This is a genomic window from Edwardsiella piscicida (genome assembly GCF_001896205.1).
GTDB lineage: Bacteria > Pseudomonadota > Gammaproteobacteria > Enterobacterales > Enterobacteriaceae > Edwardsiella > Edwardsiella piscicida.
Map to the genome: position 1 here is coordinate 2433684 of NZ_MPNU01000001.1, position 24847 is coordinate 2458530.

General features: G+C 62.3%; 22 protein-coding genes. 13 read left to right on the forward strand and 9 right to left on the reverse strand.

Features of this window, described 5'->3' with window-relative positions; genetic code table 11:
• Positions 1-174: 174 nt before the first annotated feature.
• Both BRD58_RS11180 and fliE read right to left on the reverse strand, forming a co-directional pair.
• Positions 175-1482 (reverse strand): GMC family oxidoreductase N-terminal domain-containing protein, encoded by a 1308-nt coding sequence (locus BRD58_RS11180; RefSeq protein WP_073382967.1) that lies wholly within the window; start codon positions 1480-1482, stop codon positions 175-177.
• 817 nt (positions 1483-2299) lie between these two features.
• Positions 2300-2614, reverse strand: a complete 315-nt coding sequence (fliE, locus tag BRD58_RS11190; RefSeq protein WP_012848973.1) for a flagellar hook-basal body complex protein FliE — start codon at positions 2612-2614, stop codon at positions 2300-2302.
• Between the two features lie 252 nt (positions 2615-2866).
• Here fliE and fliF point away from each other — a divergent pair, with 252 nt between their 5' ends.
• The 13 genes from fliF to fliR all read left to right on the forward strand — a co-directional run bounded on the left by fliF (position 2867) and on the right by fliR (position 13792).
• On the forward strand, positions 2867-4585 hold the full coding sequence (gene fliF / locus BRD58_RS11195) for a flagellar basal-body MS-ring/collar protein FliF (RefSeq protein ID WP_012848975.1): 1719 nt from the start codon (positions 2867-2869) through the stop codon (positions 4583-4585).
• Positions 4582-5574, forward strand: a complete 993-nt coding sequence (gene fliG / locus BRD58_RS11200; RefSeq protein WP_012848976.1) for a flagellar motor switch protein FliG — start codon at positions 4582-4584, stop codon at positions 5572-5574. The genes fliF and fliG overlap by 4 nt, the downstream gene beginning before the upstream one ends.
• Positions 5567-6319: a flagellar assembly protein FliH gene (gene fliH, locus BRD58_RS11205; RefSeq protein ID WP_012848977.1), complete on the forward strand. Its 753-nt coding sequence runs from the start codon at positions 5567-5569 to the stop codon at positions 6317-6319. The genes fliG and fliH overlap by 8 nt, the downstream gene beginning before the upstream one ends.
• The gene (fliI, locus tag BRD58_RS11210; protein ID WP_073382971.1) at positions 6316-7674 is read left to right on the forward strand and encodes a flagellar protein export ATPase FliI; all 1359 of its coding nucleotides are present in this window, start codon (positions 6316-6318) and stop codon (positions 7672-7674) included. The genes fliH and fliI overlap by 4 nt, the downstream gene beginning before the upstream one ends.
• A gap of 30 nt (positions 7675-7704) precedes the next feature.
• Positions 7705-8145 carry a flagellar export protein FliJ gene (fliJ, locus tag BRD58_RS11215; protein ID WP_015461803.1) on the forward strand — a complete coding sequence of 147 codons (441 nt, stop codon included), beginning with the start codon at positions 7705-7707 and terminating at the stop codon, positions 8143-8145.
• A complete protein-coding gene (locus BRD58_RS11220) occupies positions 8142-9392 on the forward strand; it encodes a flagellar hook-length control protein FliK (protein ID WP_073382975.1) in 1251 nt (416 codons plus the stop codon). The genes fliJ and BRD58_RS11220 overlap by 4 nt, the downstream gene beginning before the upstream one ends.
• A 150-nt stretch (positions 9393-9542) precedes the next feature.
• Positions 9543-10022 carry a flagellar basal body-associated protein FliL gene (gene fliL / locus BRD58_RS11225; RefSeq protein WP_012848981.1) on the forward strand — a complete coding sequence of 160 codons (480 nt, stop codon included), beginning with the start codon at positions 9543-9545 and terminating at the stop codon, positions 10020-10022.
• 5 nt (positions 10023-10027) lie between these two features.
• Positions 10028-11041, forward strand: coding sequence for a flagellar motor switch protein FliM (fliM, locus tag BRD58_RS11230; protein WP_012848982.1), 1014 nt, complete (start codon positions 10028-10030; stop codon positions 11039-11041).
• On the forward strand, positions 11034-11447 hold the full coding sequence (fliN, locus tag BRD58_RS11235) for a flagellar motor switch protein FliN (protein WP_012848983.1): 414 nt from the start codon (positions 11034-11036) through the stop codon (positions 11445-11447). Before fliM ends, fliN begins: the two co-directional genes overlap by 8 nt.
• Before the next feature lies 1 nt (position 11448).
• Positions 11449-11844 (forward strand): flagellar biosynthetic protein FliO, encoded by a 396-nt coding sequence (fliO, locus tag BRD58_RS11240; RefSeq protein ID WP_012848984.1) that lies wholly within the window; start codon positions 11449-11451, stop codon positions 11842-11844.
• Positions 11844-12584: a flagellar type III secretion system pore protein FliP gene (fliP, locus tag BRD58_RS11245; protein ID WP_012848985.1), complete on the forward strand. Its 741-nt coding sequence runs from the start codon at positions 11844-11846 to the stop codon at positions 12582-12584. Before fliO ends, fliP begins: the two co-directional genes overlap by 1 nt.
• 147 nt (positions 12585-12731) lie before the next feature.
• Positions 12732-13001 carry a flagellar biosynthesis protein FliQ gene (fliQ, locus tag BRD58_RS11250; RefSeq protein ID WP_012848986.1) on the forward strand — a complete coding sequence of 90 codons (270 nt, stop codon included), beginning with the start codon at positions 12732-12734 and terminating at the stop codon, positions 12999-13001.
• A 2-nt stretch (positions 13002-13003) separates the two neighbouring features.
• The gene (fliR, locus tag BRD58_RS11255) at positions 13004-13792 is read left to right on the forward strand and encodes a flagellar biosynthetic protein FliR (protein ID WP_012848987.1); all 789 of its coding nucleotides are present in this window, start codon (positions 13004-13006) and stop codon (positions 13790-13792) included.
• A gap of 78 nt (positions 13793-13870) precedes the next feature.
• Here the strand turns inward: fliR and BRD58_RS11260 are convergent, their stop codons facing one another.
• The 7 genes from BRD58_RS11260 to cmoM form a co-directional block, all read right to left on the reverse strand.
• On the reverse strand, positions 13871-14518 hold the full coding sequence (locus BRD58_RS11260) for an MBL fold metallo-hydrolase (protein WP_012848988.1): 648 nt from the start codon (positions 14516-14518) through the stop codon (positions 13871-13873).
• An 81-nt stretch (positions 14519-14599) separates the two neighbouring features.
• Positions 14600-15148 (reverse strand): YcbK family protein, encoded by a 549-nt coding sequence (locus BRD58_RS11265; protein ID WP_073382980.1) that lies wholly within the window; start codon positions 15146-15148, stop codon positions 14600-14602.
• A gap of 275 nt (positions 15149-15423) precedes the next feature.
• A complete protein-coding gene (gene ldtD, locus BRD58_RS11270; RefSeq protein ID WP_015461804.1) occupies positions 15424-17058 on the reverse strand; it encodes a L,D-transpeptidase in 1635 nt (544 codons plus the stop codon).
• A gap of 402 nt (positions 17059-17460) precedes the next feature.
• The gene (mukB, locus tag BRD58_RS11275) at positions 17461-21924 is read right to left on the reverse strand and encodes a chromosome partition protein MukB (protein WP_073382984.1); all 4464 of its coding nucleotides are present in this window, start codon (positions 21922-21924) and stop codon (positions 17461-17463) included.
• Positions 21921-22646, reverse strand: a complete 726-nt coding sequence (gene mukE, locus BRD58_RS11280; RefSeq protein WP_015461806.1) for a chromosome partition protein MukE — start codon at positions 22644-22646, stop codon at positions 21921-21923. The genes mukB and mukE overlap by 4 nt, the downstream gene beginning before the upstream one ends.
• Positions 22627-23949, reverse strand: a complete 1323-nt coding sequence (gene mukF, locus BRD58_RS11285) for a chromosome partition protein MukF (RefSeq protein WP_012848993.1) — start codon at positions 23947-23949, stop codon at positions 22627-22629. The genes mukE and mukF overlap by 20 nt, the downstream gene beginning before the upstream one ends.
• Entirely contained in the window at positions 23946-24734 is a 789-nt protein-coding gene (gene cmoM, locus BRD58_RS11290) for a tRNA uridine 5-oxyacetic acid(34) methyltransferase CmoM (protein WP_073382987.1), read from the reverse strand. The genes mukF and cmoM overlap by 4 nt, the downstream gene beginning before the upstream one ends.
• Positions 24735-24847: the final 113 nt, after the last annotated feature.

Here is a 24847-nt window from a genome sequence, read left to right on the forward strand (position 1 = left end):
TATAGGCTCGCTCTCCTGCAACAACGAAGATGGCTAAAGCCGGAGTAGACAGAATAGAGAGCCTATATGAGAAAACCGGAGCTAACGCAGCTCCGGTTTTTATATCCCTCTAGAATGCCCCAAAATAGACCCTTCTTATTATATTCACTCTCTCCGCATTACGAATTCTAATGATTACCGGGTAACACCATCAATGACGGTACTGCGCTCCGCGCATAAGCGCCCTGCCATATAACGGCCTAAGGTTAATAACGTTAACGTCGGCGGTATGCCCCAAGGTTCTGGAATGGCGGAGGCATCGCAGACATATAGCCCTGATAGGCGGGTCTGTAAATCGGTATCTAAATGGGTCCCCAAGGCGACCGTCCCACCGGGATGCGCAGCGAAAGGCCGAGTGCGGAACAGTTTATGCGCCCCGGCCGCTCGGAGAATTGATTCGGCTTGTTGGCATCCACTATTGAGCCTGACGAAATCATCATCGGTCATAACCTTCTCAGGGAGTCCTTTCGCATTGATGCACCCCGACATATTATCTCTTGCTTTCACCATGATAGATAACGTTTTCGCGGGGTTCGCTATCTTGCCGACCAGCGAGGAGAAAAGATGCTGCAGCGCTGACGGCAATGCTAAATCAGACAGAGTATAGCCAGCGTCGTGGTTATAGTGGCCATAAACCATGGCGATTTCTTTTTTGCTGACTACCGGGGTATTAACAACGCCCATCACCGCAATCACCGGATCGATAAACAACCTATCACCGACCTCGTCTAATCCCGACTTACGTAAAATAACAGGCGTGCCAATACCACCGGCGGCGACGATTATTTTGGGTGCATAGGCGAAGGATTCAACACCCCGCTGCCGAAAGGCCACACCATACGCCTGATTATTTTTATGAAGAATATGCGACACAAACGCATCGGCTTTTAATTGTGCACCCTGCTCACATGCCAACGCCACCCATAATCCAGGGTGCCATTTAGCCTGATATGGGCATCCATATGTACAGAGATCACATCCACGTCGGCATGATGACTGAAAGATCATCTTATCTAATGGCTCAAAGGGAATGCCCAGCGAGGCGGCTGCATCATAAATTAAACCAGCCCTTGGTCCGATTAAGTCAGAGGAGAGCTTAGCGATAGGCAACTCACGCTGAACCGACGAGAAGGCGGAGGTAAGATCAATGCGATGACGCTGGAAAAGATCGAACGGCGGCGCCTTCGCCGTAGCGTAATTGATAAAACCGCTGCCCCCCAACGTCAGAGCACGCAGAATAACCAACCAATCATGAGTCAAAAACACATGTTTTCTCGGGATCGCGGCCTTAGCCATGAAGCTGAGTAACGAGCCGCTGGATTGATTGACCCCGCCACGCTCTAACACCAGTACCTTCATTCCCCTCCGGCTCAGCTCAAGAGAAGCCGCGGCACCGCCAGGTCCCGTACCAATGACAATCGCATCAAAATATTCTTTTTTCATTCAGCTGAACCAGACAAAATACCCTCACTTGGTCAATAAAGTAACCTACCTGGCATTACCCGCGCCAGCGATATCAGCCCCTCGTGGCGTGGATGCCTGGCGAAGGTAATCTATCGCGTTTAGAGAATTGACAAGTTCGCGCTTTCTCGCTGTTTTAACGATTTTTTCGACAACGCCTTGCAGGAGCCGGTTTCCAGACTGAGATCAGCCCCCCACTGTTTACGTCGTCAATTGTCGTCCTCAAGGTCTTTCACGCTTTGGAGAGCAGAGTCCTTCATCCCTCCGAATTTTGCTTTTCAATTGTAGTACGAGACTTCAGATATTCCGGCTGCGCGGAAGACTTACAGGTTAAAAGAGAGGTACTGAGGAGTCAGGCTGAAATGCCCCGGTGAGGATCACCGTATCTCGTTGAGGTTAAACGGAGGGCGTTCGGGTGGAGGACACAGCATCCATGCACGTTCGTGTTCAATCCACGGATCGTTACGCCTCGTGGTCTGGCGGCGCATCATGACGCCGTCGCGTCGATTCACCCGCCTTGGGAAACTTGCGATGCGGCGAACCGAGACACGCTACCGCAACGGCGCCCCATCGCTCCTACGCGCGGGTCTTTACGTGCGGGCGCCCCCCAACGTTACCGCCCCTCGGCTCGGTCATGCCGATGCGCAGAGGATGTATAAGGCTGAGGGGAAATGGATGTCAGATAAAAATGCGGCTCAGTTGGCCATCCTCAATCAGTGCCTGATCACGGAGGCCCACTGATGTCCCATGCATCGTTAACACACGGGAAATTTAATTATTTATCAAATAATTAAACTATCTATACCTGCATGTTCATAATATCTTGGTAGGCGGCGACCAGGCGGTTGCGCACCTGAATCCCCATCTGCAGCGACACGCTGGATTTCTGCATATCCAGCATCACGTCGTTCAGCGCCACACCGGGAACCCCCATCTCAAACTGCTGAGCCTGCAGGCGGGCATGGTTCTGATTGTCGCTGATACGGTCGATCGCCGACTTCAGCTCGGAAGAAAACGTCCCCTGCGCCACCCCATCCTGCGGGGTGCGGTTGGCGGCGGAAAGCGCGGTGGCCTGAAGCTGCTGTAAAACGTTCTCGATGCCGGTGACTGCCACGAAAGGCTCCTTAATGATTGAACACTACCGATTGCATGACAACCTACCATAAGGCGTGAAACCCAAAGCGGGTAAATAACGCTAAAAATGACCCTTTCTCCCGCCATCGATTTTGCCGCATGCGCCAATAATAAAGTGCCTGCTTTTGCAGGTTTTCCGCGATTCGCATTGCCGCGTCAGGGAGTCTGATTTGTTACACATCCATTCATACCGGCCTCAAGTCCGGACGCAACTGAACAATAAGGTAAGCCCATGAACGCTTCAGCCACCGGTACCGCTGGCACCGCAGCAAAAAGCGCTGAGAATAGTATTAAAGCCATACTGGAGCGCGTGCGAGCCAATCCCAAAATTCCCTTACTGTTGGCCAGCGCCGTCGCCATCGCCATCGTGGTTGTTTTGGCGCTTTGGGCGCGCGCGCCCGATTATCGGGTACTGTACAGCAACATTAGCGATCGCGACGGCGGCGCCATTGTCACACAGCTGACCCAGATGAATATCCCCTATCGCTTTGCCAATAACGGCGCCACGCTCATGGTGCCGGCGGACAAGGTGTATGACACACGTCTGAAGCTGGCCCAGCAGGGGCTCCCCAAGGGGGGCGCCGTCGGTTTTGAGCTGCTCGATCAGGAGAAGTTCGGCATCAGCCAGTTCAGCGAGCAGATCAACTACCAGCGTGCGCTGGAGGGTGAGCTGGCGCGCACCATCGAGACCCTTGGCCCGGTGGTCAGCGCCCGCGTGCATCTGGCGATGCCTAAGCCGTCGCTGTTCGTCCGCGAGCAGAAGCAGCCTTCCGCCTCCGTCACGCTGACGCTGGAGCCGGGACGCGCGCTGGACGATGGTCAGATCAACGCCATCGTCTATATGGTCTCCAGCAGCGTCGCAGGCCTACCGCCGGGCAACGTCACCGTCGTCGATCAGTTCGGTCACCTGCTGACTCAGCCGGACGGCACCGGACGGGATCTGAACGCCGCCCAGCTGAAGTTCACCTCGGAGGTCGAAGGCCGCCTGCAGCGCCGGATCGAAACGATCCTGCAGCCGATGCTCGGCAGCGGTAACGTGCACGCCCAGGTCACGGCCCAGCTGGACTTTGCCAGCCGGGAGCAGACCGACGAGGAGTACAAGCCCAACCAGTTACCTAACCAGGCCGCGATCCGCAGCCAGCAGATAAGCCAGAGCGATCAGTCCGGCGGACAGCTGAACGGCGGCGTGCCCGGCGCCCTCTCCAATGAACCCGCGCCGCCGGCCACCGGCAACATCGACAAGCCGCGCAGCGCGCAGGGGACCGCGGGCCGCAATACGCCGACCCCGAGCCGCAGCAGCGCCATCAGCAATAACGGTCGTCTGACCAGCCGCAATGAGAATATCCGGCGCGACGAAACCACCAACTACGAGGTGGACAGGACGATTCGCCATACCCAGGCCCGCGCCGGCAATATCGAGCGTCTGTCGGTCGCCGTGGTGGTTAACTACGCCACCGACACCAAGGGTAAAGAGATCGCCCTCAGCCAAGAGAAGATGGACCAGATCAACAATCTGGTGCGTGAAGCCATGGGCTTCTCCCAGAGCCGCGGCGATACCCTGAGCGTCGTCAACACGCCGTTTAACAGCGTGGAAGACAACGGCGGTGAACTGCCCTTCTGGCAGAAGCAGTCCTTTATCGATCTGCTGACCACGCTGGGACGCTATCTGCTGGTCGCCCTGGTCGCCTGGCTGCTGTGGCGCAAGCTGGTTAAACCGATGCTGACCAAACAGCAGCGGGCCGCCGCCGCCGCGCAGCAGCGCGTCGACGCCCCGCCGCTATCGGTGCAGCCGGCCAAACAGCCGAGCAATGAGGAGCTGCAGCAGCGTCGTAAGCTGCAGCAGCGCAGCACCGCCGAAGCGCAGACCGAGCGCGTACGCGAAATGGCCGAACAGGATCCGCGCGTCGTGGCGCTGGTGATCCGCCAATGGATGAGCACAGAACAACAATGAGCCTGACTGCAACCGAAAAAAGCGCGGTACTTTTGATGACCATCGGCGAAGACCGCGCCGCCGAAGTGTTTAAACACCTCTCTACCCGGGAGGTACAACAGCTCAGTACCACCATGGCCGGCATGCGTCAGGTCTCCCATCAGCAGCTGACCGAGGTATTGGGCGAGTTTCAGGATGAGGCGGAGCAGTTCGCCGCCCTGAGCGTCAACGCCAGCGACTACCTGCGTACGGTGCTGGTCAAGGCCCTGGGCGAGGAGCGCGCCGCCAGCCTGCTGGAGGATATTCTGGAGTCGCGCGATACCGCCAACGGTATCGAAACCCTCAACTTTATGGAGCCGCAGGCGGCCGCGGATATTATCCGCGAAGAGCACCCGCAGATCATCGCCACTATCCTGGTGCACCTGAAGCGTGCCCAGGCGGCCGATATTCTGGCGCAGTTCGACGAACGCCAGCGTAACGACGTCATGCTGCGTATCGCCACCTTCGGCGGCGTGCAGCCGACCGCCCTGCAGGAGCTGACCGAAGTGCTCAACAACCTGCTCGACGGTCAGAATCTCAAGCGCAGCAAGCTGGGCGGTATTCGCACCGCGGCCGAGATTATCAACCTGATGAAGAGCCAGCAGGAAGAGTCGGTCATCGATGCCATGCGCACCCACGACGGCGAGCTGGCGCAGAAGATCATCGACGAGATGTTCCTGTTCGAAAACCTGGTGGACGTCGACGATCGCAGTATCCAGCGGATTCTGCAGGAGGTCGAGAACGAGTCGCTGCTGATCGCCCTGAAGGGCGCGGACGAAGCGCTGCGCGAGAAGTTCATGCGCAATATGTCCCAGCGTGCGGCCGATATCCTGCGCGACGACCTGGCGACCCGCGGTCCGATACGTCTGTCGCTGGTCGAGGCGGAGCAGAAGTCTATCCTGCTCATCGTCCGCCGTCTGGCGGAGACCGGCGAGATCGTGATTGGCGGCGGCGAGGATACCTATGTCTAACTCTCCATTCCGTAAACAGGTGCTGCCCAAGGGCAGCCCCGAAGCCAGCGATCCGCGCTGGAAGCGCTGGGAAATGCATGACTTTGCCGCGCCGCGCCGACCGCTGCGTCCGCGCATTGAGGCGGACGAGCAGAGCGACGGCGCCGCCAGCAGTGCCGCAGCCCAGGCTGCCGCCCAGGCCGAAGCGGAGCGTCTGCGTCACGACGCACAGCAGCAGGGGCTGCAGATCGGCCTACAGCAGGGTGAAAAACAGGGTTATGACGCGGGTTTTCAACAGGGACTGGCGGAAGGGCGCACCCAGGGCATGCAGCAGGCGATGGCCGAACAGCAGCCGATGCTGGACTCCTGGCGTACCCTGTCAGCCGAGTTTCAGCGCTCCCTCAACTCCCTTGATAGCGTCATTGCCGCCCGCCTGATGCAGCTGGCGCTGACCGCAGCGAAGCAGATCATCGGCCAGACCCCGCTGTGCGACGCCAGCGGGGTGCTGCAGCAAATCCAGCAGCTGATCCACCAGGAGCCGCTGTTCAGCGGCAGCCTGCAGCTGCGCGTCAACCCGCAGGATCTGCCGCTGGTACAGCAGCATCTGGGGGTGCAGCTTGAGCAGCAGGGCTGGAAGCTGCTAGCGGACACCCAGCTGCACCGCGGCGGCTGCAAGATCAGCGCCGAGGGCGGCGAGCTGGATGCCAGCATCGCGACCCGCTGGCAGGAGCTGTGTAAGCTGGCCGCGCCGGAGCTGCCGCTATGAGCAGTCGGCTTGACACCTGGCTCGGCGCGCTGGCCAACCTTGAGCGCCGTATCCCTACCCTACCGGAAGCGCGCCGCTACGGTAAGCTGACCCGCGCGACCGGCCTGGTGCTGGAAGCGACCGGCCTGCAGCTGCCGATCGGCGCCACCTGCCGCGTCGAACGCCACGACGGTCACCAGGTGCTGGACGTCGAGGCCGAAGTGGTCGGCTTTAACGGCCGACAGTTATTCCTGATGCCGCTGGAAGAGGTCGAGGGCATTGTGCCCGGCGCCCGCGTCTGGGCACCGGCCGCCGCCTTAAACAGCGGCAAGCAGCTTCCCCTGGGCCCCGCCCTGCTGGGCCGCGTACTCGACGGCAGCGCCCGCCCCCTCGACGGCCTGCCGCCGCCGGATGAAAGCGACCACGGCGGACTGAGCAGCCAACCCTTCAACCCGCTGCAGCGAACGCCGATCACCCAGGTGCTGGACGTCGGCGTACGCGCCATTAACGCTCTGCTGACGGTGGGGCGCGGCCAGCGCATGGGGCTGTTTGCCGGCTCCGGGGTCGGTAAGAGCGTGCTGCTCGGCATGATGGCGCGCTACACCCAGGCCGACGTGATCGTCGTCGGGCTGATCGGTGAGCGCGGCCGCGAGGTCAAAGACTTTATTGAGAATATCCTCGGCGAGGAGGGACGCCAGCGCTCGGTGGTGATCGCCGCCCCGGCGGATGTCTCGCCGCTGCTGCGTATGCAGGGCGCCGCCTACGCCACCCGTATCGCCGAAGACTTTCGCGATCGGGGCCAGCACGTGCTGCTGATCATGGACTCCCTGACCCGCTACGCCATGGCCCAGCGTGAAATCGCGCTGGCTATCGGCGAACCGCCGGCCACCAAAGGCTACCCACCGTCGGTCTTCGCCAAGCTGCCCGCGCTGGTGGAGCGCGCCGGCAACGGGATCAGCGGCGGTGGCTCCATCACCGCATTTTATACCGTCCTCACCGAGGGTGACGATCAGCAGGATCCCATCGCCGACTCGGCGCGCGCCATCCTTGATGGTCACGTGGTGCTGTCGCGTCATCTGGCGGAGGCCGGCCACTACCCGGCTATCGATATCGAAGCCTCCATCAGCCGCGCCATGACCTCGCTGATCGATGAGGCGCACTATGCGCGGGTGCGCAGCTTCAAACAGCTGCTCTCCAGCTATCAGCGCAACCGGGATCTGATCAGCGTCGGCGCCTATGCGCGCGGCAGCGATCCGCTGCTGGATCAGGCCATCGCGCTCTATCCGCAGCTTGAGGCGTTTCTGCAGCAGGGCATTTTTGAGCGCAGCGACTATCAACAGGCCTGTACGGCGCTGCAGGCGCTGTTCAGCGCATAGCCATCGATGATGGCCTAAGGGGAGGTTGGCATGTCATCAGCATTAAACACCCTACGCGAACTGGCGCAGCAGGATGTCGATCAGGCGACCCGGGCGCTGGGGCATGCCCGTCAGGCCTGTCAACAGGCTCAGCAGCAGCTGGAGATGCTACTCAACTATCAAGATGAGTATCGCAAACGCCTGAATCAGGGGATGAGCGGCGGGATCGCCGCGGCCAGCTGGTACAACTACCAGCAGTTTATCCTGACGCTGGAGCAGGCCATCGAGCAGCACCGGGCGCAGCTGACCCAGTGCCACTCCCGTCTGGAGCACGCGACCCACAGCTGGCAGCAGAAGCAGCAGCGCCTGAGCGCCTTCAGCGCCCTGCACGAGCGCGCCGAGGTGCAGCGCCAGATAGTACTGAATAAACAGGATCAAAAACGGATGGATGAGTACGCACAGCGTGCCAGCCAAAGGAGAGAAAAATCATGACAACGCCCGTTGCCATCACGCTTAACACCGCCTCCGCGTCGACGGACAGCCCGGCGGCGGATGCCGGCGATGGCTTCCCGTTTGCCGATATTCTGGCGCTGATCAGCCAGCCGGGCAGCAAGCAGGCGCTGATCCAGGCGCTGCAGCAGCCGGAAGGCCAGACGCCGACCGGGCCGCACAGCGCCCTGCTCAGCCGCCTGTCCCAAATGAGCGCCACGCAGCGTCAGGCGCTGTTGGCCAGCCTAGAGAATCAGCACGGCCAGCGGCTTGACCCGGCGGAGATCGCCGCGGCGGCGCGCCAGACCCCGGCGCTGACGACGTCGGATCACCCGCAGAAAATCGCGCCGGAAACCGCCGACGCAACGACCCAGCAGGCGATCGCTGCCCTGCTGGCGATGCTGCCGCCGCGCGCCGATGCCCCGTCCCAGACCTTTACGCCGGGCAGCGCACGCACCGGCGACGACCTGATGCGTCTGCTCTCCCCGCGCCGAGGGGCGCAGGAGAGCCCGCTGGCCTCGCTGCTGGGCAACGCCAACGCGCGCCCTGACGCCCTGACGCAGCGCGCCGACATCGCCCCGCTGCTCAGCGCCAAGGCGTCCCCCACGACGCCGGGGATCAATACGCTGGATACCGCCAGTTCACTGGTCAGCCTGAATACCCCGGATCGCCGCAGTCTACCGCACGACCTCCAGCCGAGCCACAGCGCACAGGCCATTACGCCGACCGCCCTGCACGCCGCGCCGCTGCCGGCGACGCCTCAGCTCAGCGCGACGCCGCTGGCCTCTGCCGCCACCGCCAGCGCTCCGCTGCTCAACGCGCCCCTCGGCAGCGGTGAGTGGCAGCAGGCGCTGGGACAGCAGGTGCTGATGTTTGCCCGCAACGGCCAGCATCAGGCCGAGCTGCGCCTGCACCCGCAGGATCTCGGCGCCGTCCAGATCACTCTGCGCCTGGACGATAATCAGGCGCAGCTGCATATGGCCGCCGCGCACGGTCAGGTCCGCGCCGCGCTAGAGGCCGCCTTGCCGCATCTGCGCACGGCGCTGGCGGAGAGCGGTATTCAGCTGGGACAGAGCAGCATCGGCAGCGAGGCCCAATCGCAGTGGGGCAATGGCCAACAGCAGGGGCAGGCCCCGCAGCCGGACGCCACGCCGTTTATCGTGGCCGACAATGCGGTCTCGACGCCGCTGGACGCCGTTGCGCCAACCACGGTGCGTCGCCATCTGGGCGCAGTCGATATCAGCGTTTAGCGCGCCTGACAGAAACCGAACGGGGCAATCGCCCGATTAGCCCCGTTTTTTGACGTTATTCCCGCCATTGTTCCGGCCTGACGGCAGGGATAATAGCTTTAGCGAATTTCCATGCGCGTTGCGCACACAGCTACAGGAATCATCCCCCTTATGTCTGATATGTCACTCCCAAACCGCTCCGCTAAACGGCGCAAATGGGTATTGATCCTGTTGGTGCTCTTTGCCGCGCTGGCCGCCGGCGGCGGCTACTTCGGCTGGCACTATTATCAACAGACACAGCAGCACACCGTCAAGCAGGCGCCGATTCCTCTGCCGGTCTTTATGGCGCTGGATCCGTTTACGGTTAACCTGCTGAGTAACGGCGACGACAGCGACCGCGTCCTGTACGTCGGCATTACCCTGCGTCTGCCTGATGAGGGTACTCGTAAGCGTCTAAACGACTATCTGCCTGAGGTACGTAGCCGTCTGTTAATGCTGCTCTCTCGCCAGCAGGCTGCAACGCTGGCCTCCGAGCAGGGTAAAAAAGCGTTGATGGACGAAATTAAATCCACCCTGCGCGCGCCGGTCGTCAGCGGCCAGCCCGCACAGATGGTCAATGACGTTATGTTCACAGCGTTCATCCTGCGGTAACCGTTATGTCCGATAGCATTCTGTCTCAAGCCGAAATAGACGCGCTGCTCAATGGCGACAGCGATGCCGCGCCCAGCGAGCAGCATGCGTCACTGGAAAATCACGACGGCGACGTCCGTCCCTACGATCCCACCACCCAACGACGCGTCGTGCGCGAACGTCTGCAGGCCCTGGAGATCGTCAACGAGCGTTTCGCCCGTCAGTTCCGAATGGGACTGTTTAACCTGCTGCGCCGCAGTCCGGATATCACGGTAGGCGCGGTGCGTATTCAGCCCTACCATGAGTTTGCCCGTAACCTGCCGGTGCCGACCAACCTTAACCTGGTGCACCTGAAGCCCCTGCGCGGTACCGCGCTGATGGTCTTCGAACCCAGCCTGGTGTTTATGGCGGTCGATAACCTGTTCGGCGGCGATGGCCGCTTCCCCACCAAGGTGGACGGCCGTGAGTTTACCCACACCGAACAGCGGGTGATCCAGCGCATGCTGCGACTGGCGCTGGACGCCTATCGCGATGCCTGGGGCGCCATCTTCAAGCTGGACGTCGAATATGTCCGCTCAGAGATCCAGGTAAAATTTACCAATATCACCACCTCCCCTAACGATATCGTGGTCACGACGCCCTTTACCGTTGAGGTCGGAGCCCTGAGCGGGGAGTTCAATATCTGTATCCCCTTCTCAATGATCGAACCGCTGCGCGAGCTGCTGGTCAACCCGCCGCTGGAGAACTCCAAACAGGAGGATCAGCACTGGCGCGATACCCTTAGCAAGCAGGTACAGCACTCCGAGCTGGAGCTGGTGGCCAATTTTGTCGACGTTCCGCTGCGTCTGTCTGACGTTCTTAAGCTGCAGATCGGCGATGTATTGCCCATCGACCGGCCCGACCGCCTGGTGGCCAACGTAGACGGTGTGCCGGTGTTAACCTGCCAGTATGGCTGCTATCACGGCCAGTATGCACTGCGCGTAGAAAAAATGATTAACCCTATTTTAGATGCGACTTCGCGAGGAAATTCCGATGAGTGACGCCAACAAGCCGTCAGCTGACGCTCAGGATGACGCCGCCGACCTGTGGGCGGAAGCAATGGGAGAACAACAGACCGCCGGTCAGAATAACGGCGATATTTTTCAGAATCTGGATGAGACGCCGACGCTCGGCGCCGGCAGCGGTCAGGATATCGATCTGATCCTGGACATCCCGGTCAAGCTGACCGTGGAGCTGGGCCGCACCAAGATGACCATCAAAGAGCTGCTGCGCCTGTCGCAGGGATCCGTGGTGGCGCTGGATGGCCTGGCCGGGGAGCCGCTGGATGTGCTGATCAACGGCTATCTGATAGCCCAGGGCGAGGTGGTGGTGGTCAACGATAAATTCGGCGTCCGCATTACCGATATCATCACTCCGTCAGAACGCATGCGTCGCCTGAGCCGCTGATATGTCCAGCGTCGTCGCGGCGATCCCCGCCGCCCCCGCACTGCCGACGGAAAGCGTACTGACCCAGGTGGGCGGTACGCTGGGCGGCATTCTACTGCTGATCCTGGCGCTGGCCTGGCTGGTCAAGCGTCTGGGATTCGCCGCCCGTCCACGCGGTGAGCGTCTGCTCAACGTCCGCGCCAGCTGTAGCCTAGGGCAGCGTGAGCGTCTGGTGGTGGTCGAGGTGGATAACCAATGTCTGGTGCTCGGCGTCACGGCTCAGAGCATCACCCATCTACATACCTTTGATGTGCCGGCGACGACGGAGCACGATGCGGCCGGACGACCGACCTCATTCCAGCACCTGCTGCGCCAGGCTGCACGTCACCGATTTGGCCGAAGTAAAGAGAACTCCTGATGCGGCGTATTCTGCGTTACACCCTGCTGTCGGGGCTGCTGCTGTGCGCGCCCGCGGCACTGGCCCAGCTACCCGGCATTATCAGTCAACCGCTGGCACACGGCGGGCAGAGCTGGTCCCTGCCGGTCCAAACGCTGGTCTTCCTGACCTCGCTCAGCTTCCTGCCGGCCGCGCTGCTGCTGATGACCAGCTTTACCCGGATCATCATCGTTCTCGGCCTGCTGCGCAACGCGCTGGGCACCCCCTCTGCGCCGCCGAATCAGGTGCTACTGGGGCTCGCGCTGTTTTTAACCTTTTTTATCATGTCGCCGGTGCTCGATAAGATCTACCAGGACGCCTATCAACCGTTCAGCGAGCAGAAAATCAGCATGGAGACCGCCCTGGATCGCGGCGCCAAACCGCTGCGGGCCTTTATGCTGCGTCAGACCCGTGAAACCGATCTGGCGCTGTTCTCCCGCCTGGCCAAACAGCCAGAGATGCAGGGGCCTGAGGATGTGCCGATGCGGATTCTGCTGCCGGCCTACGTCACCAGCGAACTGAAAACGGCGTTCCAGATCGGCTTTACCGTCTTTATTCCGTTTTTGATCATCGACCTGGTCGTCGCCAGCGTATTGATGGCGCTGGGGATGATGATGGTGCCCCCGGCCACCATCTCGCTGCCGTTTAAGCTGATGCTGTTTGTCCTGGTGGACGGCTGGCAGCTGCTGCTCGGCTCGCTGGCGCAAAGCTTCTACACCTAACGCCCACCGCGTTAGGCTATTTATCCGCCGCCCTGCCCCGGCGAGCATACCGCGTACGCCGCATCGGCGGCGGTATCGCCGTCCGCGTCGGGGCCGCGCGGCTTTCACAATCACGCCTACTGGGATAGGCGATACGAGGAGGACGCCATGACGCCGGAATCGGTAATGGCCCTGGGATATCAGGCAATGAAAGTGGGGCTGGCGCTGGCCACTCCGCTGCTGCTGGCCGCGCTGATCAGCGGTCTGCTGATCAGCCTGCTGCAGGCGGCGACCCAAATCAACGAAATGACCCTGTCGTTTATTCCCAAAATTCTGGCCGTCTTCGCCACCCTGGTGGTCGCCGGCCCCTGGATGCTCAGCCTGCTGCTGGACTATATGCGCACCCTCTTCAGCAGTCTGCCAACCCTGATCGGCTAGCCATGATCACCTTCGACCCCGCCCAGCTCACGCTCTGGCTAGGGCAGTTTTTCTGGCCCTTTATCCGCCTGCTGGCCCTGTACAGCACCGCGCCGATGCTGGGCGAGAAAGCGGTACCGCGCAAGATCCGCATCGCTCTGGCCGCGCTGACGGCCTTTCTGCTGGCCCCCCAGCTGCCGCCGACGGATATTACGCTGGCCAGCGGCGGCGCCCTGTGGCTGGCTATCCAACAGATCCTGATCGGCTGCGCCATCGGCTTGACCATGCAGCTCGCCTTCGCCGCCGTGCGTCTGGCCGGTGAGGTGATCGGCATGCAGATGGGGCTGTCGTTTGCCACCTTCTTTGACCCCTCCGGCGGCCCCAATATGCCGGTCCTGGCGCGCCTGCTTAACCTGCTGGCCCTGCTGCTGTTCCTCAGCGTAAACGGCCACCTGTGGACCATCTCCCTGCTGGCCGACAGCTTCCGCACGCTGCCCCTGTCAACACACCCGCTGAACGGCAACGGGTTCTTGGCCCTGGCCCAGAGCGGCAATCTGATCTTCCTCAACGGCATGATGCTGGCCCTGCCGCTGATCGCCCTGCTGCTGACCCTCAACATGGCGCTGGGGCTGCTCAACCGCATGACGCCCCAGCTATCCATCTTCGTCGTCGGCTTTCCGCTGACCCTCACCATCGGCATGATGACCCTCAGCATGCTGATGCCGATGCTGGCGCCCTTTGTCGAACACCTGATGCAGACCCTGTTTGACCGTCTTACGATCATTCTGGGCGGTATGCAGATGATCTCGTGAGCCCGCGCGACAAAGATCAAAAAAGACGCGCTAAGGCGTCTTTCCGTCGAGAGGGTAAAGCGGCGCCAAACGGCGCCGCTACCAGTTTTCCGGCTCGTCGCGCACGTAAGGGTTGCTGCGTCGCTCTTCACCGATGGTCGACATGGGGCCGTGACCGGGAATAAACGCCACGTCATCGCCCAGAGTAAACAGACGGGTCCAGATGCTGTTGAGCAGATCGCGGTGGTTGCCGCCGGCAAAATCGCTGCGCCCGATGCTGCCGCGAAACAGCACATCGCCCACCTGCGCCAGACGCGCCTTCTCGCAGAAGTAAACGACGTGGCCCGGCGTATGACCCGGACAGTGCAGCACCGTCAGCTGCTCCTCGCCCACCGCCAGGGTGTCGCCCTGCTGCAGCCAGCGGGTCGGCATAAACGGCTGACAGTCGGTAAAGCCAAACATATCGGCCTGCTGCGACAGCTGATCCAGCCAATACTGGTCCTCCTGCTGCGGGCCATAGATGGGCACCGACAGGGTCTGCGCCAGACGCGCCGCCGCGCCGACGTGGTCGATGTGGCCGTGGGTCAGCAGAATTTGCGTCACCTTCAGATCCCGGGCGCCGATCTCCCGCAGGATCTTGGCACTCTCGCCGCCGGGATCGACAATCGCCGCCTCCCGGGTCGCCTCACACCACAGCAAGGTGCAGTTTTGCTGAAAAGCGGTAACCGGAATGATGTGGTATTTCATGGTACTCTCCGCGCATAAAAACGCCGGCTCACGGCCGGCAGTCGCCCTTACCAGACTCCATCATACGCATCCGCGCGAGGATCACCAACTTCTCACCGGCCCGGTATCGATATGGACAAAATTACTGCGCGGATAATAGCCTACGCCACCGGAGCGCATACGCATCGCCGCCTTGCGCACGTTAGCCAGCGTCACGCCGTCGATGTGAAAATCCATCGCCTGCCCTTTGGTATGGAAGCTCTGCTTGGCGACGCCGCGGCTACGCTCGCGCAGCTCGCTGTTGGTATGGGGCGAGCGATAGCCGGACACCAGCTGAATCGGCTTCTTGCTGCCCAGCATCACCTGAAGCCGGAAGATCTGATCGAACAGACGCGGATCGATCCGCTTCACCTGATTGGCGCGATAGTCGCGGAAAAAGTGGTTTAGACGCGCCAGCTCCTCAGGAATATAGGCACGACCATCAAAAAACTCGGCGCGCAGGCGCTCGCCGGTATTTAAGTTATTGAGCACCAGCACCCGCGGGCGCGGTGTAGAAAGGGTCGCCTGGGCGACGCCCGGCAGCAGGGCAAATCCAAGTGCCGCACCACCGAGCGCCAGCCATTTACGGCGCTGAAAATCTATCGGTTCCATGAGCAAATATGACCCGGCCAAAAAGTGTCTGAATAACACGCCCAAAGCGCACAGATTGGGGCCTTTGCGGCCCCTGTTATCTCGCGTCCCGCCCAGCCGAACCGATCGTGGCTATCAACAGCACGAAAAGCGCTTGCGCGACGCCTCACTCAGCGCACCTTAACCGCCCCATCCGGCGGCGTCAACCCGCCCCGCGCGCCCCGGCGTGGGCCATCACAAAAATCACCCCGCCGCCGCGGCGGCCGCGGCCCCGCACGCGGCGGGATAACCGTCTGCTACAGATGGAAAAGCTGGCGCGCCTGCGCCACGCTGCGGCTACCGCTGCGGGCCAGCTGATCATAATTGTAAATATCTGTGCGGAACTGGGGCTCCCCGCCGTCGCTGACCCAGGCGGTCTGATAGTAGAGCCGCACCGGAATGCGCTGTCGGATAGGAACATACTGCGTATTGCCCGCCTGCAGCGCGGAGGCCACCCGCTCAGGGCTCCACCCGGCGTCGGCCAGCAGCATATCCGCCAGCGTCGAGGCCTTATTGATGCGAACGCAGCCGGAGCTGAGCGCACGGATATCCTGATTGAACAGCGCATGGTTCGGCGTATCGTGCAGGTAGATAGCGTCCTGGCTCGGCATGTTAAATTTAAAGCGGCCCAGCGAGTTGCTCGCCCCCGGCGCCTGGCGTACCCGGTAAGGGAAGTTGCGCGCCGACACGCTGTTCCAGTCGATCATGTAGGGGTTTATCACCTGAACATCGCCGCTCCAGCCGGAGAGCAGCGTATAGCCGTGGCGCTCAAAGTAGCCGGGATCGCGCATGGCCTTGGGGACGATATCCTCACGCACTAGCTTCGTCGGCACATTCCACGGCGGATTGACCACCACGTTGTTCAGCTCACTGTTCATCAGCGGCGTCTTACGCGCCGGGCGCCCGACGATCACCCGAGACGAGAGCACATCCTTACCATCGCGGTAGTAGGTCATGGAATAGTTGGGGATGTTGACCATGATCCCGGTATGCACCGAGGCGGGCAGCAGACGCAGACGCTGAATATTCAACGCCAGCAGCGCGGCTCGCATCGACGGCGTGACGTTCAGCCAGGCATAGGTGCGCGGACCGATCACCCCATCCGGCGTCAGCCCCTGACCGCTCTGGAAACGCTTCACCGCCGCCACCAGCGCCGGCGTATAGACATCGCCGTCGCCCGCCTCCGCCGTCGACAGTGCGCCGCTGCGCAGCAGGATCGCGCGCAGCGTGGCGATGGCCGGGCTGCTGTCGCCTGGACGCAGCGTCGGCCCGCTGGGCATCTGCGGCCAGGGCTGGGTATCGGCCAGCAGCGTCTCCAGCGCCGTGCGCATCGCCGGGTACTGCGGGTTCGAAGGCGCCAGCGAACGAATAAAGACCGTCAGCGTCCCCTGGCGCAGCGCCCGCTGCCAGTTATCGACCAGTCCGGCGGGCGGGGCCGCGAGCGTATAGCTCTTATTGCCGTACAGCCAGGCGTCACCGTTGGCCGCCACGCCGGCCACATACTGCAGGTAGCCCATCATGGCGTCAGACAGCAGGATATCCCGCGCCATACCGTGGATGCGGGGATCCGTCAGCGCATCGGCCCAGTGAGCAAACTGCGGCTGTACGCCGGACAGCGCCAGCTCCGCCAGCTGCTGCTGAAAGTCCCGCACCGCCTCGCTATCCTGCCACATCGGCTGCTCACGGTGGGCCGCGTACAGCGCCGCCAGCGCATCGCCATAGCGTAGCGTGACCCCCGACGGTAGCTGCGCCTGCAGCGCCGACGCGGCAGAGGCCGCCTCCGCGTGTGCGGGCGCCGTTTGTGCCAGCGCCGGTGTACCCCAAGGTGCCAGCGTTACCGCCAGCAGCGTGCCGGCCATACGCCGGCGAAAACCGAATTTAGCGCTCAGCATGACTTCCTTGCTCCCTCTTCGCCCACAGCGATACTGTCGGGCACCTAATGCAAATTATACAGAATAAACCGCCGTTTGGCGGTCTCGCTACGGCAGCAGGCTGCGCTGCCGCCCTGTGCGCCATCATCGATTCGATCCGGTCACGCCCACGCCACAGGCATAGGTAACATGACTATGTTGCTATTTTGCCAAAAAAAAGACGAGGGGAAAAAGCATCGCAGGCACAGATTTATGTCACTTTATGACATCATGCGCGCCGCCGATAGTCGAATACAAGCGCGCGGCCGCGCTTTCAGATATCCCTCATCCCGCGCGCATTCTGTGGTTAAAAAGACAACGGCCCGCGCAGGGCGGGCCGTCGAGGCGCCGTCAGACGACGACGCGGTGCGTCAACGCGCGCCCTCAGGCCGGGGTATCCTCCAGCGGCTGCGCCGAGCGCTCGCCCGCCTCCTCCGCCGCGGCGCTAAAGCCGCGCAGCCCCACCACGTGCACGTGTTCGGTATGGTTGAATACCTTACGCACCAGTTTGTAGGTGGTGCCTTTTTCCGGGCTGATATTCTCGGGGGCGGCGATGATCAGCTGCATCTCCAACCGCTCACACAGCTCGAACAGCGTCGCGATGGACTTGGCGTCAAGACGCGCCGCCTCATCCAGGAACAGCAGCCGGCAGGGGGAGATATCCTTGCCGCGCAGGCGACGTGACTCCTCCTCCCAGCTCTGCACCACCATCACCAGGATCGACATCCCGGTACCGATCGCCTCGCCGGTCGACAGCGCGCCGCTTTCCGCGCGCAGCCAGCCGTCCGATCCACGGTTCACCTCCACCTCCATCTCCAGGTAGCTGCGGTAGTCCAGCAGCTCCTCACCGATGGTCTGCGGGGTACGCTGCCCCATATCGATCTGCGGGTTCAGGCGCTGATACAGCTTGGCCAGCGCCTCCGAGAAGGTCAGGCGGTTGCTGTTGAACAGATCCTGATGCTGCTCCTGCTGCTCGGAGAGCACGTTCAGCAGCATGGCGTGGCTGTCGCGCACGTTCACGTTCAGGCGCACGCTGTTGACCTGGCCAAAGGCCACCGACTGCAGCCCCTGGTTCAGCAGGCGGATACGGTTCTGCTCGCGCTGAATGGTCTTGCGAATGATGTTCGCCACGCTGCGGGCGCTGATGGCCAGCTTCTGCTCACGCGCCGTCAGCTCCTCCGTCAGGCGGGCCAGCTCGATCTCCATCTGCTCAATGGCATCGATGGGATCGTCGCTGCGGATAATATCCTGACGGATACGCTCGCGCAGATGCTGATAGACCGCCACATAGAACTGGACCTTGCGCTCGGGACGCTTCGGATCCTCCGACAGACGCAGCACGTCGCGCAGATGCTCGTTATCCGCCACCGCCAGACGCAGGGCGCCCAGCGCCTTATCCGACATGGAGCGCAGCTCGTCTGCATCCATATAGGCCAGCTCACGCCGGTGCAGACGACGCTCGACGCCGTTATCTTTCACCAAACGCATCACCGCGCACCAGCCCGCCTTGGCCTGCGTCACCTGAGTTCGCATCAGATGATACTCACGCTCGGCCTTACGCAGCCGCTTGATCAGCGACTCCATCTCCGCCTCGCAGATGGTGATCTGCTTCTCCAACTGGTTGCGTCGGCTGCGGTTTTCGCTCAGGGCAGCGTGCAGCTCATCGCGGCGCGTACGGGCCCGCGCCTCGGCGCTCGCGTCCGCCGTTACGCCGATATCCTGCATCTCCTGCTGCAGCTCCTGCAGCATGTCGCGCTTGGCATCGAAGGCGCTCTTCAGCGACGCCAGCACCTGATTGTACTGGGCCAGCTGGGCCTGATGCTGACGCAGCTGCTCACGGCTGCGGCTGCGCTCGGTCTCTGCATGCTCCAAACGCTGACGCAGACGCTCGTTGAGGTCGGCGTTTTCGCTCAGCATCCCCACCGCATCGCTATAGCTGAAATGGGCGCGACGCTGCGCCACCTCGGTCAGGGCAAAGGCCTGCTGCTTGGTCAGGCGCTGACGCTGCAGCGCCTGCTGATAATCCTGCTGCAGCTGCTCATGCTGCTGCGGATCGCTCTGCAGCACGCCGATCACCGGCTCCAGCGCCGCCAGCGTGGCGCCGTGCTGCTGCAGATAGCGCGCCGCATCGCGCGCCTGCTCCAGTTCGTCACGCAGTTCGTCGACCCGATCGGGCAGCGTCTCGTCCGCCAGCAGCGCCGCCTGGGGTGCCAGGCGATTCAGCAGCCCGGCCAGCTCGCGCGCCTGCTGCAGCTGCTGACGCTGTTGCTGGGTCTGGGCATCCTGACCGGCAAACTCGCGCTCAATCTCCCCCCGACGCTGCTGCAGCTGACGCAGCGCCTGCTCCGGATCGTCGTCAAAGACCACCGCCAGATGGCTGCCGATAAAGCGGCTGAAGGCGTGGTGCAGACGCTGGATCTTCTGCACGTCGAACGACAGCGTGGCATAACGCTCCGCCAGCGCCTCGCGCTCGGCGTACAGCGTCTCCAGACGGCTCTCGCGCGCCGCGCGGCCAAACAGCGGCAGCGACGGGAAACGGGAGTAGCGCCACTGGCGATCGGCGATCTTCACCACCACCGCCTTCTCCAGCTCCTCAACGGCAAAAACGCTGTCGTCGAAGGACTGCGGATCCCCCTCGATCAGGTAGAGATCCTCCGGACACTCCTCCAGCCCCGCTAGCTGAGCGCGCACCGCGGCCAGATCCGGCACCACGATGGCGTGGCGCGACGGCCCATACAGCGCCGAGAAGTAGGGGGCATCGTCCAGCGTAACGTCGTCGTAGATCTCCGACAGCAGCACGCCGCCAAAGCGCTCTGCCAGCGCGATCAGCCGGGCATCCTCGGCGCCGCCGGGCTGGCTCAGGCGCTCGATCTCCCGCTCCAGTGCCCCCTTGCGGGCGGCGACCTCGTCGCGTTCGACGGTATATTCGCGCTCGCGCTCCAGCAGCTGCTGCATCTGGTCAGTCACCGCGCGACTGTCCTCCAGCGTTTCGCCGCACTGCGACTCCAGGGCATTCAGCGCCTCTTGGGCGGCGAGCCACGCCGGCGCCCGCGCGCTCAGCGCGCCGACCCGCTCGGTGATCTGCTCCAGCTCCTGACGCAGCGCCATGCTGCGTTCACCGGCGTCGGCCGCCTGCTGCGCCAGGGTTTCGATCTGCGCCTCCAGCTCGGCCTGCAGGGCATCCAGCTGCTGCACGTCACAGTCACGCCCGCTGCGCTTAATGCACTCCTGCAGCAGCCGCTCGGCATCCTGCTGGGCATTCAGCCGCTGCTCCAGCTCGGCCAGGCGAGCGCCGATGGGCGCAACGCGCTGGGCCTGATGCTGTAGCGCCGGCCACTCGCGCAGCAGCGCGCGCCCGGCCTGCCAGGCGTCGCTGCGGCTGACCTCGCCCACCACGCGGTTCACCAGGCGGTAGGCCTCTTCAAACTGGCTGTGCGCCGCGTTGGCTACGCTCAGCTTCTGCTCCAGCTGCAGCAGCAGCTCGGTCGCCTCCTCTTCACGAGCGCGAAAGTCCTCCAGCCAGGTTTCCACGTCGTCGGCGCTCAGCGTCGGCAGCGCGCACAGCGTCTGCGCCCGCGCCAGCGCCTGCAGCGCCTGCTGATACTGGATAGCTCGCGTCTGCTGTACGTCCAACGCCTGCTGGTAATCGGCCAGCTGGCTCTTCAGCTCATCGACCTCTGCCTCCGCCGCCTCGCTGCGCTCCTGCCAGGATTCATACTGCTCCTGCGCTTCGGCCGCGACCTCACTCTGTTCGTCCAGACGGTAGCTCAGCTCCTCCAGATCGCCCTGATAGCGTTCGATCTTCTCTCGCTGTCGCAGCGCGGTCTGCACCAGATTCAGGTGGTCACTGGCCGCCTGATAATCGGTATCCAGATCCGCTTCGGCGCCGTTCTGCTCCTCCAGCTCGCGCGCCATCTCCACGTGACGATACTGTTCGCTCAGCAGCTGTCGCCGCCCGCCGAGCAGCTCGCGACGCAGCTGCAGCGCCTGATCCAGGTGGCTACGCCGCTCGTTGGCATGCCGCATATAGTCCGCCGACACGTAGGCGGTGGCCTCGCTGATCAGATGCTTAAACAGATCGCGGTCGGATTGGGTTACCCGGATGGCCTCCAGCGTCATGCGGTTCTCGCGCAGCGCCGCCTCCATGTCCTGGAACGCCTTACGCACCCCGCCGTTCTCCGGCAGCAGGTAGTCGCGCAGCGAGCGGGTGATCGCGCTGGAGATCCCGCCGTACAGCGAGGCCTCAATCAGCCGGTAGAATTTGCTGCGATCCGCCGCAGAGCGCAGGCGGCGCGGTACCACGCCCAGATCGAACATCAGCGCATGGTAGTCGGTAATCGAGTTGAACTGCTTGAACTGCACCCCTTCGATCGCCTCTACGCGCTCCTTCAGCTCCGGCAGCGCCAGCACTCGCGCCTGACGGCCTTCGACCGTCTCGGTCAGCAGCTGGGTCGGCTGGTATGCCGTCGGCAGCCCCTGAATGGCGAAGGGCTTGATATCCACCTTGCGATCGCGGCCGGCCACCTGCTGCAGGCGCACGCCAACCAGCACCCGCTGGTGACGGGAGTTCACCACGTCCAGCGCGGCATAGCACACCCCGGGGCGCAGCTTGCCGTGCAGGCCCTTATCGCGCGATCCGCTGGTGGCGCCAGCCTCGGTGGTGTTGCGGAAATGCAGCAGGGTCAGATCCGGGATCAGGGCGGTAACAAAGGCCGCCATGGTGGTGGACTTTCCCGCCCCGTTACCGCCGGAGAGGGTGGTCACCAGCTCGTCTAAATCGAAGGTTCGGGCAAAGAAGCCGTTCCAGTTAACCAGGGTCAGCGAGCGAAACTTACCGCGTTCAATCATTCCTGTTCATCCTCTGCATCCTCGGATTCTTGCTCCGCCTGTGCGTCATCCGCCGCGCCGTCATTGAGCGCCAGCGATGGCTCCAGCGTAACCGCCTCGCCGTCGCGGATCAGGCGCATCTGGGCATCGCGCGCATCGTCGCCGGCGCGTACGTCGGCGCCGAAGCGGAATACCGCCTCGGTAATGCGGAACTTAGCGCTGTCGCTCCCGATAAAGAACACCATTCCCAGCCGGCGCAGGCGATTCAGCGAGGTACGCAGCTTCTCCTGCAGCTTTTGGCGATCCAGATCGGAGCCGGTCGAGCGCTGGTTAACCAGCCTGAGCAGCTTGCTCTCATCGGTCAGGGTCAGCAGCTCGTCATACAGCTCCTGCTGGCTGAAGATCCCCTCATGGGCTAGCCGCTCCGGGCTGAGGTAGAGATAACAGAGGATCTTGCCCACCAGCATGTCCAGCTCAGACAGCACCGAGCGGGGGATTAGGGTCGTGGAGCGGGGACGCAGATAGAAGAAGCCCTCCGGCGCGCGGATCAGCTCTACGTTATAGCGCCCGTAAAACAGCTCCAGCTCCTCCTGGAAATCCATCAGGAAGGCGTGATTGTCCAGATCGTCAATGCCGATATGGCGCCCGGCGCGCAGCTGGCTGTCCAGCGCGGGAAACAGCGGATTAAACACCGCCTGCGCCAGCTTGGCCGGCATAGTATTTTCAGTATTTGTCGATGACATGGGCCTGCACCTTGGCTCCGTACTCATTGATCGCCTGCCACTGGGCCTGCAATCCGTTAAAATCTGCTTCGGCTACACCCAGGCGCACCGCCTGGTCAACCAAAATTCTTGCCACGTCGAAATGGCGCTGGCGCGGATAGCGCGCCAGGTATTCGCGCAGTACCCGCCCCAGATCCAGCGGCCGCTGCTCCTGGCGGTAGACCTGCAGCTCCTGCTCGATCAGCGCCGCCAGCCGCTCACGCAGCTCGGAATACTCCTCAAACTCCAAATCAGGCGGCAGTTCGCCGGTCACCTCGGCATTGAGCAGCATCAGCTCTTCGTCGCGCATATCCAGCAGCCGATCGGCGTTGGCGTAGGTCAGCGCCCAGGGCGCCTCCAGATACCCCTGCACCGACTGGCGCAGACGCTGGGCGAAGACCCGGTTCTTATCCATATCGATAGCGGTACGGATAAATTTATGTACGTGGCGGTCATAGCCGATCCACAGATCGATCGCCTGCTGCCCCCAGCTGATAATACGATCCAGCTTGGCCTGCAGGTCGAACACCAGCTTATCGACAAAGCCCAGCGCCGCCTGCCCCAGGGTCGCATCCTGGATGCGCAGCAGGTTGGCCTGCAGCTTATCTCCCGCCGCCTCCAGGGTGTCCTGCAGCTCGCGCAGGGTACCGGAGGTTTCCGACAGCAGCAGCTCACAGCTGGAGATCGCCGCCCGCCAGTCCTGGGTGAGCAGCCCGGCGATATCGCGCTTAACCCCCTGCTGCTGCTCATCCATCAGTCGCTGAGTCAGATCGATGCTGTCAAAGATCTCCGCCACCGAATATTTCAGCGGCGCAAACACGTTGCGGTGCCAGTGAAACTCATCGCCGCCCTCTTCTGCCGCGTCGCCTGCCGCCCGCAGCTCCTGAGCCACGATAGAGAGCTGCATCGACAGACGCAGGGTCGAGAACTCGCGCTGACGGATATAGTAATCGGAAATACTGATCCCCAGCGGGGTCAGACGGTAGATAGCGTTCCCCTCCGCCAACTCGCTGGTAAAGCGGTTAAGCAGACGCTGCTTAACCAGATCGTTAATCGCATTGTTGGCGCGCTGGGCGACGGTTTCGTGCGTCTGTTCAAATGTCTTGCTGACATGACGGAATACGTCGACCAGATCCCCCTCGCTCATTTCACCGTCCAAACGCTCGCCGTTAAGGGTAGCGATAGCCAGCAAAAAGGCCAGCCGCTCGGTCGGGAGCGTTAAGGCGAAATCATTTTTGCGCGCCCAGGCAACCAGCTCCGGTACCGTCTGGGAAAAATCGCTCATAATGGATCCTTCATGTCACCTTTTTTGTGCGCCATCACGTGAATATAGCGCCCCAAACTTACAAAGGGCTCCTGACGACAATAGCGCTGCTCCAGCGCCAGCAGATCGTCAAAGGCCCCGATTTGTTGTGTCTTATCCCGCAGGTAATCATGGAATACCCGCACCCCGGTCTTCCCGCTGATGGTCAGCCCCATCTGCTCCAGCCAGCCATAGACCTGCACGGGATCCAGCGGATGGTCGGGCGAGAGCGAACGCCGCTTGCGCTTTGGCATGCCGAGCTTCACATATTCCATATTCCCCACCAGGGTATTCAGCATCAGCAACCCGTTGTAGTTATAGAACATCAACGACAGCGCGCCGCCCGGCGCCAGGCATTTCTCCAGCGCCGCCAGCACCGCCTGCGGCTGTGCCACCCATTCCAAGACGGCATGAAACAATACCAGATCCACCGGCTCAGCCAAATGGCGATGCATCTCCTGCGCCGGACTTTGTACCAATTCCATGCGCGCGCTAACACCCTGCTCCTCGGCGTGCTGTGCCGCACGCTGCAGCATCTGCGCCGAAATATCGCACAGGATCACCCGGTGGCCGCGCGCCGCCAGCTGGCAGGCGATCTGCCCCTGTCCGCCGCCGGCGTCCAGAATGCGCAGCGGACGCTGCGGTAAACCGGCCAGCAGGGTTTCCAAATCCTGCCACAGAACCGCCTGACGGATACGCCCCTTGGTGGTGCCATAAATATTACGCGCAAACTTCTCCGCGATATCGTCAAAATTACGATCCTGCATACTCCCCACTCCGCACGCCGGGTGACTTAGGCTGGCCAGCCCCCTTCGGGCCGCGCGGTTAGCCGCCGCGCGAGGTCCAAAGGAACAAAGGTATATTTTGACACAGGCTATCG

Bases quoted from the DNA above. Each gene is read 5' to 3' on its own strand.
- BRD58_RS11180 (WP_073382967.1), bottom strand. From the start codon at position 1,482: ATGAAAAAAGAATATTTTGATGCGATTGTCATTGGTACGGGACCTGGC.
- fliF (WP_012848975.1), top strand. From the start codon at position 2,867: ATGAACGCTTCAGCCACCGGTACCGCTGGCACCGCAGCAAAAAGCGCT.
- fliG (WP_012848976.1), top strand. From the start codon at position 4,582: ATGAGCCTGACTGCAACCGAAAAAAGCGCGGTACTTTTGATGACCATC.
- fliH (WP_012848977.1), top strand. From the start codon at position 5,567: ATGTCTAACTCTCCATTCCGTAAACAGGTGCTGCCCAAGGGCAGCCCC.
- fliI (WP_073382971.1), top strand. From the start codon at position 6,316: ATGAGCAGTCGGCTTGACACCTGGCTCGGCGCGCTGGCCAACCTTGAG.
- fliJ (WP_015461803.1), top strand. From the start codon at position 7,705: ATGTCATCAGCATTAAACACCCTACGCGAACTGGCGCAGCAGGATGTC.
- BRD58_RS11220 (WP_073382975.1), top strand. From the start codon at position 8,142: ATGACAACGCCCGTTGCCATCACGCTTAACACCGCCTCCGCGTCGACG.
- fliL (WP_012848981.1), top strand. From the start codon at position 9,543: ATGTCTGATATGTCACTCCCAAACCGCTCCGCTAAACGGCGCAAATGG.
- fliM (WP_012848982.1), top strand. From the start codon at position 10,028: ATGTCCGATAGCATTCTGTCTCAAGCCGAAATAGACGCGCTGCTCAAT.
- fliN (WP_012848983.1), top strand. From the start codon at position 11,034: ATGAGTGACGCCAACAAGCCGTCAGCTGACGCTCAGGATGACGCCGCC.
- fliO (WP_012848984.1), top strand. From the start codon at position 11,449: ATGTCCAGCGTCGTCGCGGCGATCCCCGCCGCCCCCGCACTGCCGACG.
- fliP (WP_012848985.1), top strand. From the start codon at position 11,844: ATGCGGCGTATTCTGCGTTACACCCTGCTGTCGGGGCTGCTGCTGTGC.
- fliQ (WP_012848986.1), top strand. From the start codon at position 12,732: ATGACGCCGGAATCGGTAATGGCCCTGGGATATCAGGCAATGAAAGTG.
- fliR (WP_012848987.1), top strand. From the start codon at position 13,004: ATGATCACCTTCGACCCCGCCCAGCTCACGCTCTGGCTAGGGCAGTTT.
- BRD58_RS11260 (WP_012848988.1), bottom strand. From the start codon at position 14,518: ATGAAATACCACATCATTCCGGTTACCGCTTTTCAGCAAAACTGCACC.
- BRD58_RS11265 (WP_073382980.1), bottom strand. From the start codon at position 15,148: ATGGAACCGATAGATTTTCAGCGCCGTAAATGGCTGGCGCTCGGTGGT.
- ldtD (WP_015461804.1), bottom strand. From the start codon at position 17,058: ATGCTGAGCGCTAAATTCGGTTTTCGCCGGCGTATGGCCGGCACGCTG.
- mukB (WP_073382984.1), bottom strand. From the start codon at position 21,924: ATGATTGAACGCGGTAAGTTTCGCTCGCTGACCCTGGTTAACTGGAAC.
- mukE (WP_015461806.1), bottom strand. From the start codon at position 22,646: ATGTCATCGACAAATACTGAAAATACTATGCCGGCCAAGCTGGCGCAG.
- mukF (WP_012848993.1), bottom strand. From the start codon at position 23,949: ATGAGCGATTTTTCCCAGACGGTACCGGAGCTGGTTGCCTGGGCGCGC.
- cmoM (WP_073382987.1), bottom strand. From the start codon at position 24,734: ATGCAGGATCGTAATTTTGACGATATCGCGGAGAAGTTTGCGCGTAAT.